We start from the raw sequence: 13,446 nt of genomic DNA, 5'->3' as shown, positions 1-13,446 counted from the left end.
AGTAGTGTGGATTTAAACGATTTATTCAGCTTTAGTAATACTGCCGATTTCCAGCATGGGTGCCACATCGTAGTTTTCGGCATTCATCATAGTGGATAAACGCTGAACGGAAGAAAGCAGGAGGCTCTGTTCCCAGTCTTCCAGTTTTTGAAATCGTTCAACAAAGTCTTGCTGCAGTGGCTGAGGTGCATCAGCAAGCAACTTAAGACCTTCGTCGGTCAGATGCGCATGAACTTTACGCTTGTCAGAGACACTGCGAATGCGCTGTACATAACCATTACGTTCGAGGCGGTCAAGGATGGTCGTCGCTGTTGCCTGACTCATGTTGGTATGCTTGGACAGTTCACGAATGGTGACTTCACCTAACTCCTGAATTGATCGCATTAAAATCAACTGAGGGCCAGTCAATCCAGCGTTTTTGCTAAGCTTTTTAGAGTGCAGGTCAATGGCTCGGATGATCTGGCGAATGGCAACCAGTACTTCTTCATGTCTTTCCAAAATGTTCATCCACGACTTATAGGAGAATTTAGGCGCGACGATACATTAGTTGAAGCGCGATGAAAAGTGTTGACATCATACTTTTTTTACAGCGGTTTTAGACGGTTTTTATGTATCTAAAACGACATAAAATGTTTTGTGCACGAAGTACATGGTTGTTCTTTTTGAACAAAAAGTCTACGCTCGTTAACGAATTTAAGTAAAAATTGGTTGCAAAACAATCTTTGGGTAGATTTGAGATCAATGGTGTGTAAACTGTAAGTCAAGTGTTGTATCGGACAATAGTTATGACCACGAAATATATTTGATGTGTTTAATCGCAAATTATCTCGTTGTTATGGTTATAGAGTTCAACAAGGATCTGTAGAAGAGAGGACAAATGACGAAGGGTATTGATAAATATAGTATCGACAGTACCGACTATACCGTGGGGCAGGATAACGTCCAGAAATGGGGTTTTGATGTTCACAATCCGGTATTTGGTATTAGTGCGGGTCTGATAGGTCTGTTTTTGTTGGCGACACTGTTAGTGGACGCAGACACGGCAAAAACAGCGTTAGACGGAATTAAGTGGCAGATTATCGGTTCCTTTGACTGGCTATTTATATGGTCTGGTAACATTTTTGTGATTTTCTGTCTGGTATTGGTTGTTTCTCCATACGGTAAGATTCGTTTAGGCGGAGAAGACGCGGTTGCCGATCACTCAATGATTTCGTGGCTGTCTATGCTGTTCGCTGCGGGTATGGGTATTGGCCTGATGTTCTGGAGTGTGGCTGAGCCGGTTGCGTATTTCACCGGTTGGTACGAGACTCCGCTGGGCGTTCCTGCTAATTCTCCGGAAGCGGCGACGCTGGCGCTGGGCGCGACCATGTTCCACTGGGGTCTGCATCCTTGGGCTATTTACGGCGTTGTTGCGTTGTCACTGGCTTTCTTCTGTTACAACAAAGGTCTTCCGCTTTCTATCCGTTCTATTTTCTATCCGATTCTGGGCGATCGCGCCTGGGGCTGGGCAGGCCATATTGTTGATATCCTGGCGGTATTAGCTACGTTGTTTGGTCTGGCAACCTCGCTGGGACTGGGTGCTCAACAGGCGGCGAGTGGTATCCACCACGTGTTTGGGGTTGAAGCGGGTATCGGTCTGCAGATCGTGGTAATTGTTGGTGTGACACTTTTGGCAACATTATCGGTGGTTCGTGGTATCGATGGTGGCGTTAAAGTTATTTCAAACATCAACATGGTGGTCGCATTCCTGCTGCTTATTCTGGTCGCTCTGATTGGTTATGCGGTCACGTTCGGCTCGATTCCCACCACGTTTATGGCTTACGTTGAGAATATCATTCCGCTGAGTAATCCTGTAGGTCGTGAAGACGTTGCCTGGTTCCAGGGCTGGACTGTGTTCTACTGGGCATGGTGGATTTCATGGTCGCCATTCGTTGGTATGTTTATCGCACGTGTTTCCCGTGGCCGTACTATCCGTGAATTTATTGTCGCAGTACTGCTGGTTCCGACTGCTGTAACCCTGATCTGGATGTCTGTATTTGGTGGCCTGGCCATTGAACAAGTTGCTGACAAAATTGGTGAACTGGGTGCAAATGGTCTGACTGACGTATCATTGGCGATGTTCCAGATGTTTGACGTACTGCCTTTTGGCACTCTGCTGTCAATTATCGCTGTGGTGCTGGTTCTGGTATTCTTCATTACCTCATCAGACTCGGGCTCTCTGGTTATCGACAGCATTACTGCTGGCGGTAAGATGGATGCACCGGTACTGCAACGTATCTTCTGGGCATTGATGGAAGGCGCGATTGCGATTGCTTTGCTGTGGATTGGCGGCACGCAAGCGGTGCAGGCACTGCAAGCGGGTGCGATATCTACCGCGTTGCCGTTTACCTTTGTGCTGCTGCTGATGTGTGTCAGCCTCGTGATGGGCATGCGGACAGAACCGTTTAAACGTTAAACTCGTTTTGTGATAAAGCCGGCATTTTGCCGGCTTTTTTGTATTTAAAAATTTGACATTAGTCACTTTATTGTCGGTTTAAGGGGTATCTCCTTAACCGGCCAAATAATATGCAATTCTCTTTACATAACACGTGCAACCTTGTCATATTCCCGTTACTATCTGCGCCGTACTATTTAACTCCAACCTTTAAAAAAGTAATCAGATGAAACTGACTCTTAAGCAAAAACTCATTGGAGCAAGCTTGTCAGCTGTGGTGGTTATGGCCGCCGTACTGACCTGGTTGTCTGCTGACAAATTAAGTCAACAAACTCACCGTGGTGTTCTTGACCGGGCTGAAGCAATTTCTGTCGCCGCATCAAAAGGTATTTCCGATTGGGTATCGATTCGAAAAGATATTACCTCGGCGGTAAATGAATACACTGACGAACAAAATCTGGTTCCGTTTCTGCAGCAGGCGCGTAATGCAGGCGGATTTGACGATATATTCTTTGGTACACCGAAAGGTGAAATGTTCCGCTCTCATCCTGAGCGCAACCGTGCCGACTATGATCCTCGCACTCGTCCTTGGTATAAAGATGCATCAGCCGCGGGTAAGCAGCTGATAACGACTGCGTACCAGGATGCAATCACGAACGCGCTGCTGGTGACTATCGCTGAACCTGTGCGTCACAACGGCCAGTTTGCTGGCGTGGTGGGTTCTGATGTGCTGATCGACCAACTGGTGAACGATGTACTGGCTATTGATGCCGGTGAAAATGCATTTGCGATGTTGATTGATACCCAGGACGGTACGTTCCTGGCGCACCCGGATAAAAAGCTGCTGCTTAAACCGGTCAACAGTGTGTCGAACACATTCAACATGAATATGATCGAAAAGGCGGCCGGTGAAAGCCGTCTGGTAGAACTGGATCAGGGTGGCCGTGATTTAATCTACTACTTCAGCAAAGTGCCGAATACGCCGTGGATCTTCGCTATTCAGATGGATCGTGATACTGAGTTCGCTGCTGAAGATGAGTTGCTAACCGGGCTGTTAATTTCTGCGCTGATCGTAACCATCATTGTGGTCCTGATTGTGTCATGGTTGGTGAGCTTCCTGTTCCAGGATCTGGGTCGTGTATCGCGTGCTCTGGCTGAAATTGCTTCTGGTGAAGGCGATCTGACCCAGCGTCTGGAGCCGCGCAGTGACGATGAAGTAGGCCTGTTGGCCACTAACTTCAACGTGTTTGTTGGTAACATGCACGCCATGATTGTCAAGTTAAGCCATGTGTCACAATCTCTGTCTGAGCAGTCGAAAATGACCGCACAGCATGCAGAAGAGCGCAGTGCTCGTATCCGCATGCAGCAGGATGAAATCAACATGGTAGCGACTGCGATTAATGAGATGGCGGCGGCCACTCATGAGATTGCCCACAACTCGGAAAATACCGCGCGTCACTCAGAAGAGTCTGTAACGGCATGCCGTGATGGTTCAAGCCAGGTCTCTCAGGCACAGAATTCACTGAACTCGCTGGCGGATGAAGTGCGTCTGGCGACCAATGTTGTGACCGAAACTGGAAGAGCACGGTAATCAGATCAGCACCATTTTATCGACCATTCAGAACATTGCTGAGCAGACTAACCTGCTGGCTCTGAACGCGGCGATTGAAGCAGCACGTGCCGGTGAACAAGGTCGTGGTTTTGCGGTGGTTGCCGATGAAGTGCGTATTCTGAGTCAGCGTACCCACGCATCGACAGAAGAAATCCAAACTATGATAGAAACCCTGCAGTCTACGACGAAGAAAGCGGTAGGTATCATGAATGACAGCCGTATGCTGGCTGACACCAGTGTGGATGACTCGCATGCCGCGGCAGCCAGCCTGACCCAGATCCAGCATGCGGTTGAAAGCATCAGTGATATGGCCACTCAGATTGCGTCAGCTGCGGAAGAGCAGGCGTCAGTCACCTCGGAGATTACCCGTAATACAGAAGGTATCCGTGATGTGTCAAACGAACTGGCAGAAGAAGCACATGATGCTGCTGCTCAGGCAGCTGCGCTGTCTGACTTGTCAGGTGAGCTGGAGCAGGAAATTCGTCGCTTTAAGCTGTAATCACATTGCAGAGATGTGACCAAAAAAGGAGCCTGATGGCTCCTTTTTTTATCGCTCCGATACCACTTAAACAGCGGCTTGTAACTGAACGGGCAGCTGAAACCGCTAAATCATGATAGTTTGACGTTCAGAGCCAGAACTGACGCAGTGGTTGATCACCTGAATAGTGGTGGGCAATTTGTGCCTGCAGCAGCTCCGCCGTAGCGATGGCATCGGTCAGCGCATGGTGCGGCGTATAGGCGGGCAGGTTGTAGCGCATACGCGATTGACCTAATCGCACCGAGTCTGGTCGTTTGCCCATGATCTTATTGACAATGCCAGCGGTCTGACGCTTCTGAATCTGGCTCTCAAGCTCCATAGTATCAATCACCGGAAACTCGATGCCTTCACCAATCCGGCGTTTCAGTGCACGGTCAAGAAATTCGCGCTCAATCTTGTGGTAATGGACCACTAGGACGTGCCCGGCCAGCTCATTAAGCACTTCCTCAACGATTTCACTCAGATCCGGTGCATCCATGATGTCGTTATGGGTGATACCATGAATGACAATCGAGTTCTCATCGAGTTTTTGCCGTGGTCTGACCGTCCAGTGTTTCGCCCGGTTGAGATAGACCCGGTTGAGGGTAAACGGCACCAGTCCGATAGTAATGATTTCATCTTTGTCGGCGTTAAGACCGGTTGTCTCAAAATCCATCGCCACAAAGGTCATTTCACTCATCGGTGTGTCCGGATTAGGCAACTCGGTCTGGTAGAAACTGCTGTAACAGCGGATCTTTCACCACATTCTGTTTGGCTTTGTACTTATACGGCCAGTCTATACTGGGCGGCTGAAAAAGTTTTATCATGCTGCGACCTTACTTAATGCTGCTGCTGGCTTGGTAACGGTACTTAAGGAAGTTCTGGGCGTTACTCAGGATCTGGAAAGCATCTTTGAGGTTACGGCGTTCAAAGTCAGACAGATGTTCCGGTTCGATATTGTTATCGGCGGCAATGTCATTCTCAACATCAATGGCCTGGTGGCGGATACGTACCATGGAGATGAATTCCAGGGCATCGCGCAGGTCCATACCGCGGCCTTTAGGCAGGATACCGGCATTAATAATATCATCCAGACGTTCAAACGAGTTCTTCGCTCGTGAGCCGACGGCCAGCGCATGCACGCGGATTAAATCGGCCAGCGGAGCAGTACCACGGCGTTTGAGGTTAATGGAGTTATTATGACGGCCATCTTTTTCCATCACGAAGCTCTTAAAGAAGCCGAGTGGCGGGGTCCGGTTAAGCGCGTTGCGTGCCAGGCAGGCCAGGAAACGGTTGTTACGACGTGCACGGCGCACGATAAACCCGGTCAACTGTTCAGCCCATTTCAGACGGCCATATACGCCGTCCAGATCGAAGAAGATTGAGGCATTCAGCAGCGCTTTAGGGTTCGGATTGTCGATCCAGTCAGCAAAGCAGTCTTCCCACTCACGGCGGGTCATACGCCACATCGGGTTGGTTGCCATAATGTCGCCGGTGCAGTAGCTGTAACCACATTCGGCCAGACCGTCACAGACGAATTTGGAAAACTGGGCAAAATATTCGCCGTGTTCAGCTTCGTTATAACTGTCATCGAGAATGATGGCGTTATCCTGATCGGTAACGACTAACTGTTCATCACGGCCCATTGACCCAAGGGCCAGGAAGCAATACGGAATAGGGGCAGGGCCGAGATTTTCTTCAGCCAGTTCAATAATGCGCTGTTTGAAGCTGCGGCCGATCACCGACATTGCGGTACCGACCATGTGCGAGTTGGCATCTTCATTAACCAGACGCACAAAGCTGTTCTTCACCTGTTTGGAAATCTGCGCCAGGTCTTCAATGCTGTTTTGCTGGAAGATGCTGCTGACCAGTAACAGTGAGTTTTGGGATTCATGACGAACGATGTCAGTGATGTCCAGAATCCCGATCGGTTTACGGCCTTTCAGGATTGGCAGATGGTGCACGTTGTAACGTAGCATCATCAGCATGGCTTCATAGACGTAGGCGTTGTGGTCAAGCGAAATAACATCTGATGTCATGACGTTTTCCACCGGCTCAACGTATTTGACACCTTCAGCAACAACCCGGCGACACAGGTCGCGGTCAGTCAGAATACCAATCAGGGGCCGGCTGTCTTCCTCATCATCTTCAAGAATGTTCGGGTCAATGATCAGCATCGACGAAACGTTCTCTTCCGCCATTTTCATGGCGACGTCCTGAATACTGGTCCCCTTATTTACATATGATGCTTCGCGGGTGATAAGACGTTTGACTTTTACTGTGGTCAAATCGTTTTGTTCCGCAGTACTGGAAACGGCCTGGCGCAAACGGGCATTATCCTGTACTTCTACAAAATCGGCGAACGTATCGTAAGATTCATACAGAGACTGGAATATGGCTTCAGGGATACAGTACACCAGAGTATCTTCAATCGCGGTAACCGGGAAACGCACTTTATTGTTGGTAAGTAAGCCCATCTGACCAAACAGGCCGCCCTCTGTCAGGCGGTTATACAGTTCCCCTTTACGACGGTACACCTCCACCACGCCACTGCGGATCATATACAGTTTCTTCGGTATGGTCGCCAAAGCGAATGATCGGAGTATCCTGTCGGTAATAAGTGATCTCGACGTTGTGTGCAATGTCTTCCAGCGTTTCTTCAGGTAAATCGCTGAAAGGCGGATGTTGGCTGAGGAAGTTTTTTATTTCTAATAGTTCCGCTTCCATCTATGGCTCCTTGCGTGGTGACGTGTACGCTGGTTAAGGATATACAGCACAGCTCAGTGCTGTTGGAAAGTATTCATACTACACGAATTTTTCCGATAACACAGAAATGCACGCCAAAATACCGGCCGGGTGATGGCTATCTGTGCGTTGCTGGTTATTTGCTTAATAAATCGTATCCCAAGCTGACGGTTATCTTCCGGCTGTGTGGCCTATCAATGCAATAAGCAAAAAGCGTTGATGTGATTTCAGTCTAGCTTAAGTGGCTGGGTATTCAGAACTATTTTCAATTCTCGAATGGTTTTCAAGTTTCGAACGACGGGTAAGAATCGCCACCATTTGTGCAGCGATCCCTAACCATCGACTCGGTTTAAACAAGTGACTTGCAAAAATACGGGGCAGGGGAAAACAACAAAGCCGGCATGAGGCCGGCTTTGTAAAACAGCGAAACAGTAAAAGCGCGAGTTACAGAACCGCTTTGATACCGTCACACAGAGGCTGCATGTTAGATTTGGTCATACCGGCAACGCTGATACGGCCAGAACCTACGATGTAGATACCGAACTCGTCTTTCAGGCGGCTAACTTGCTCTTTGCTCAGGCCAGAGAAAGAGAACATGCCGTTTTGACGTTCGATGAAGCTGAAATCTGCAGTCACGCCTTTTTCTTTCAGCGTTGCTACGAACAGCTCGCGCATTTCCTGAATACGTTCACGCATTTCTGCTACTTCTGCTTCCCATTCCTGACGCAGTTCTGCATTGTTCAGGATGTGAGTCACTACCGCAGCACCGTGAGCTGGCGGGTTTGAGTAGATAGAACGGATGATTGCTTTGACCTGAGAAAATGCAGTGGTTGCTACTTCTTCTGATTCTGCAACCAGAGTGAAGGCACCAACACGCTCGTTGTACAGGCCGAAGTTTTTAGAGAATGAGCTCGCAACCAGGATCTCTTTGTTGTACTTAGCAAATGTACGCAGACCGGCAGCATCGTCTTCCACACCTTTTGCGAAGCCTTGGTATGCAAAGTCAAACATTGGCAGCAGGCCTTTGTCTGCAACCAGTTTAGCCAGAGTTTCCCACTCGTCAGCCGTTGGATCGATACCGGTTGGGTTGTGGCAGCATCCGTGTAGCAGCACGACATCACCTGCTGATGCTTGCTCAAGATCAGCGACCATCGCCGCGAAATCTTTGTCTTTCGCTTCTGCGTTGTAGTATGAGTAAGCCGCTGTTTCCAGGCCCGCAGCGTTGAATACACCGTGATGGTTTGCCCATGTCGGGTTGCTGATCCACACCTTAACATCGCCGATTTGACGTTTGATGAACTCACCTGCAACACGCAGTGCACCGGTACCGCCAGGAGCTTGAGCAGTTTTTGCCAGCTTCTGAGCGACGATATCAGAGTCTGCACCGAACAGCAGTTTTTGAACTGCCAGTCCGTACTCTGCTGTACCTTCGATGGTCAGGTAAGATTTGGTTTTTTCTGATTCCAGCAGCGCGGCTTCTGCTTTCTTCACTGTCGCAAGAACGGGAGTTTCACCAGCTTCATTCTTGTAAATACCAACACCCAGGTTGATTTTGTCTGTACGAGGATCTTTTTTAAACTCTTCAGTAAGACCAAGAATCGGGTCAGCCGGAGCTGCGACAACTTTTTCAAACATAATGCTCATCCATGTTAGTTAAGGTGGGAAGAAAATTTTCAATGAAATTTATCGTAGTTATACCTTTCTGCAATAGTTGTGACAACAGCACTTAACAGAAAAATTTAAAAAATTTTAATTAGTTTATGAAGTCAGAAAAAACGCGCGATTTTCGCCGATTAATTTGGCTCGGCTTTAGCAATTTAATCACGGTTTAATGAGAAATTGATGAATGGGAATCAGTGGTAAAAAAGCCTTTACCTGCTGTGCGATAAGGCTTGGCCGTTTATCGACTTGCTGACAAGTGTCATGTAATCGTTAACTTTTACGTAACAAAGTAAATTCAAGGGATTTTTATAGCTTGTCGGCGCGGATCTGTCTCTGGATTGACGGGGTAACTGTTTGTGATGGTGATAAAGTAACCAGCCTGTCGCCGAAATGTTGAACGGGTACGACGACTGGACGAGACGAGATTCCGCGAGCCTGTGAACAGACGAGGCTTGCGGAATCAGGCGATAACAATTTCTGCACAATATAGGCATCTTATTGATTTATCGGATGCTGGATCCAGGCGTGGTTGATGTGCGTTCCGGCTGTCACTCTTGTTTATCGTTAAGATGCTTGATGATGGCTTTCTTGGCATCCTCTTCCGTTGCCTCTTCGCCATCTTGGACGTCAAGCGGCTGTTTCGGATACAGGCCGGTTGCGTCCTCCGCTATATGCAGCCAGTCAGGGTGCCAGTAATAGGGGTTAGACGCGTTAGGATGGTCCCAGCTATGGACCCCGTCTTTGACTCCGTTGTAGTAGAGGTCCTCGATTTTAAACACTTTCATGATCTGCTCCCGGTGTTCAATGCTCTTTATAAGTATGAGCAAGGTTATAAGTATGAACAAGCTTGTAAGAATCAAGAATCGCTGAGGCTTAAGCGAATTAAATTCGCTGCAATTTGAGTTTGCACGCTGCACCGGATGTAAGCAGCACAAGTGAGAAGGGGACAGATAATAAAAAGGCCCCCGTAATTACGGAGGCCTTGATCATTTCTTGCTGCGATTACGCGGTTTTTGGCGTTAATGCTTATAGCTTAGAAGTTTGCACTGCGTGGCGTACGAGGGAACGGGATCACGTCACGAACGTTACCCATACCGGTTACGTAAGAAACCAGGCGCTCGAAGCCCAGGCCGAAACCTGCGTGTGGTACTGTGCCGTAACGGCGCAGATCACGGTACCAGTTCATGTGTTCAGGGTCGATACCCATTTCCACCATACGCGCATCCAGTACGTCCAGGCGCTCTTCACGCTGTGAACCACCGATGATTTCACCGATACCCGGTGCCAGAACGTCCATTGCTGCAACCGTTTTGCCATCGTCGTTCATACGCATGTAGAACGCTTTGATGTCTTTAGGATAGTTCTTCACGATAACCGGAGCTTCGAAGTGCTCTTCAGCCAGGAAACGCTCGTGTTTCTGATGCCAGGTCGATACCCCATTCAACCGGGAATTCGAACTCTTTACCTGATTTGAGCAGGATCTCGATCGCGTCAGTGTAGTCAACCTGAGCGAAGTCAGAAGAAACAAATTTCTCCAGACGAGTCACTGCATCTTTGTCGATACGTTGCGCGAAGAATTCCAGGTCATCACGACGCTCTGCCAGTACCGCTTTAAACACGTATTTCAGCATGTCTTCGGCCAGTTTCGCGACATCGTTCAGATCAGCAAACGCGACTTCAGGCTCAACCATCCAGAATTCCGCCAGGTGACGGCTGGTGTTTGAGTTTTCAGCACGGAAAGTCGGGCCAAAGGTGTACACCTTGCTCAGCGCACAAGCGTAGGCTTCGGCGTTCAGCTGACCAGATACGGTCAGGAAGGTTTCTTTACCGAAGAAATCTTCGTTGTAATCCACCGCACCTTTGTCGGTGCGTGGCAGGTTTTCCATGTCCAGAGTTGAGACACGGAACATCTCACCGGCACCTTCGGCATCAGATGCAGTGATCAGTGGTGCAGACACCCAATAGTAGCCTTGCTCATGGTAAAAACGGTGAATTGCCTGTGACAGACAGTTACGTACACGGGCAACCGCACCGATCACGTTAGTGCGCGGACGCAGGTGCGCTACTTCACGTAAGTACTCAATTGAGTGACGGGTTTTTGCCATCGGGTAGGTATCGGCATCTTCAACCCAGCCAACCACTTTTACGCCAGTCGCTGCCAGTTCAAAATCCTGACCGCTCGCCGGAGACTCAACCACTTTACCTGTTACTTCGACAGAACAGCCGGTTGTCAGCTTCAGTACTTCGTCGTTGTAATTATTCAGATTATTAGGGACCACGGCCTGAATCGGGTCGAAACAAGAGCCGTCATAGATGGCAAGGAAAGAAATTCCAGCTTTGGAATCGCGACGTGTACGGATCCAGCCGCGAACAGTTACTTCACTGTCAACTGCCAGCTTACCGCTTAGTACGTCTTTTACAGGCGCGTAAGTCATGTTTGATATAATCTCCATTGAGGTAAAAATTCCACCCGAACTTCAAACGGTCGCCACTGCTTCAGCGCAGTTGTTGATGCGCTTGTTGTGGTTAACAAATAAGCGAACTTTCGGATGGATTGAATTTTACAGATTCAACGGAACATATTACCTGTCAATTCGTCAGCATCAACCATTAATGTTACCTAACTGCTCATTTCTTATGCGAAATCGTAAATTGATTGAGCAGAGCTTCCAACTGCTGGGACAATTGTTCGAGATTCAGGCTGATTTGCCGGGTTTGGGTGGCTGATTGGGAGGTCTCATCGGCATGTTTGGTGATGATATCAATCTTAACTTCCACTTCCTGACTGACGGTTGCGGTCAGGCGGGTTTGCTCCTGAATACCACTGGCATGCTCAAGCACCTGTTGTATTTCTGCCACCACTTTGGTCATGACAGATGACAACTGCTCAATTTCGTCAGAGCGCTGGTGCGCCTGGGCAGAGACACTGTCGACCGATGTGAGCGAAGTTTCACTGTCACGTTGGAACTGGGCAATGATGTTTTCAATATTACCGGTTGCTTCAGCGGTCCGTGAGGCGAGTTTACGTACTTCATCGGCAACCACTGCAAATCCTCGTCCTTGTTCACCGGCGCGGGCCGCTTCAATCGCCGCATTGAGGGCAAGTAAATTGGTCTGTTCGGCGATGCCTTTAATCACTTCCAGAATAGAGGAGACTTCATTGGTCTGGTCGTTGAGCTGGGCAATCTTGTTTTTTACCCCGTCAATATCGCCGACCAGGCGCTTGATGTCCTGACTGGCGATGTGAGCCTGCTGCGCACTCTGCTGTGCGGCATGGGTGGTGTGATTGATCAAAGCTGCAGCGTCGATTGTTGCCTGTTCAACCTGACGTTGTTTGGTCTGCATCTCTTCAATGTTCATCTGCACCACAGCCGTTTCACTCTGTTGGTGGTTCGCGGCCTGATCGGTAACCTGTGCCACATCGGTCAGTTGATTGGCAGAGTGACTCAGACTGCGCGAGGTGTTTTGTACCTGGCTGAGGCTGTGTGACACAGTATCAATCAACGAATTGATTGAGGAGGCTAATTGACCTAATTCATCCGGGTTGCCTGGTCTGAGCCGTTGCGACAGATCCTTACTGTCACTGACACGCTGCATAAACAGTGAGGTGTGTTGGATAGGGCGCACGATCAGTTTACGAATCAGCCACATGGTGAGCAGGAAACCGAGCAGGGCAATGGCAGCCATGATACCGATCCCAATCAGCGTGCGATGATCGATCCGTTGTGTCAGCTGGCTGAGGTTATATTCAAGGCGAATCACGCCAAGCACTTCACCTTCGGCGGCCATATGGCACGCAACACAGTTTGTGCCGCGATAGTTTTCACTTGACCTCATCGGCAGCGCAACGACCAGTCCTTTGCCCCAGTCGGCCTGATAAGGCTCCAGTACCAGTTCGCCACCCAGCGCGCGGCGGTCAATCTCATCTTGCGGCTGCTGGTAATCCGCACCGGGGCCGTAAAGTTTGGTGACGGCGTCACTTCTTAATACCCGAACCTGCTCTATGCCTTGTTGGGACAGCGCTTTCTGGCGCAATGTTTCTTTTTGCGCCATGGTACCGGTCAGCATCATCATGTTGAGGCTGTCGAAATAGTTGCTGGCTTTATCGTGCAGTTGTTCACTCAGCACGGAATGGATAAGGTCACGTTGCTGCCAATATTGATAAGCAGTCGAGCCGGCTAATACCATGAAAAACACAGTAACAAGAGTTAACAGCAGTTTAGCAGTGATGGTTGAGCGCATGATTATTTATCTTATTATCATTGTAGGGAGCGGACTTAATGACTGTAACGGTAAAGAGGCATCTCTACAAAAATGAAACTTAAGTTATTGTGACCTTAAACAAAATGTGGATTTTGGATTTGTGACTCAGGAAGAATCTTGCGTGATCTTTTTTCATTTGGTACGGCATTCTTTATCTGCTGCGTCGCTTTTCGCTGCTAAAAGCTTAATTAGTGTTAGAGTGACTTGTCTCAC

At 48.8% G+C, this 13,446-nt stretch carries 5 protein-coding genes and 4 pseudogenes; 2 read left to right on the top strand and 7 right to left on the bottom strand.

Annotation, left to right across the window (positions count from 1 at the left end; all coding sequences use genetic code 11):
* Nucleotides 1–21: 21 nt before the first annotated feature.
* Nucleotides 22–498 carry a MarR family transcriptional regulator gene (locus ABDK09_15995; protein XAW88580.1) on the bottom strand — a complete coding sequence of 159 codons (477 nt, stop codon included), beginning with the start codon at nt 496–498 and terminating at the stop codon, nt 22–24.
* Between the two features lie 379 nt (nt 499–877).
* On the opposite strand from ABDK09_15995, the gene ABDK09_15990 reads away from it, so the two are divergent.
* Both ABDK09_15990 and ABDK09_15985 read left to right on the top strand, forming a co-directional pair.
* Complete coding sequence (locus ABDK09_15990) at nt 878–2,455, top strand: BCCT family transporter (protein XAW88579.1); 1,578 nt, start codon at nt 878–880, stop codon at nt 2,453–2,455.
* A 205-nt stretch (nt 2,456–2,660) separates the two neighbouring features.
* A pseudogene (locus ABDK09_15985) lies at nt 2,661–4,545 on the top strand (methyl-accepting chemotaxis protein).
* A gap of 127 nt (nt 4,546–4,672) precedes the next feature.
* Here the strand turns inward: ABDK09_15985 and ABDK09_15980 are convergent.
* From ABDK09_15980 to ABDK09_15955, 6 genes and pseudogenes are all read right to left on the bottom strand, one after another.
* Nucleotides 4,673–5,390: pseudogene (locus ABDK09_15980) on the bottom strand (3'-5' exonuclease).
* 9 nt (nt 5,391–5,399) lie between these two features.
* Nucleotides 5,400–7,290, bottom strand: a pseudogene (locus ABDK09_15975) (DUF294 nucleotidyltransferase-like domain-containing protein).
* A 462-nt stretch (nt 7,291–7,752) separates the two neighbouring features.
* Nucleotides 7,753–8,952, bottom strand: a complete 1,200-nt coding sequence (locus ABDK09_15970; protein XAW88578.1) for an amino acid aminotransferase — start codon at nt 8,950–8,952, stop codon at nt 7,753–7,755.
* A 566-nt stretch (nt 8,953–9,518) separates the two neighbouring features.
* Nucleotides 9,519–9,755 (bottom strand): hypothetical protein, encoded by a 237-nt coding sequence (locus ABDK09_15965; protein XAW88577.1) that lies wholly within the window; start codon nt 9,753–9,755, stop codon nt 9,519–9,521.
* Nucleotides 9,756–10,003: 248 nt separating this feature from the next.
* Nucleotides 10,004–11,405: pseudogene (asnS, locus tag ABDK09_15960) on the bottom strand (asparagine--tRNA ligase).
* A 193-nt stretch (nt 11,406–11,598) separates the two neighbouring features.
* Entirely contained in the window at nt 11,599–13,212 is a 1,614-nt protein-coding gene (locus ABDK09_15955) for a methyl-accepting chemotaxis protein (protein XAW88576.1), read from the bottom strand.
* Nucleotides 13,213–13,446: the final 234 nt, after the last annotated feature.

The sequence above is a fragment of the Vibrio sp. CDRSL-10 TSBA genome (genome assembly GCA_039696685.1).
GTDB lineage: Bacteria > Pseudomonadota > Gammaproteobacteria > Enterobacterales > Vibrionaceae > Vibrio.
The sequence above is the reverse complement of the archived record's forward strand: the minus strand, read 5'-3'. Positions and strand labels throughout refer to the sequence as shown.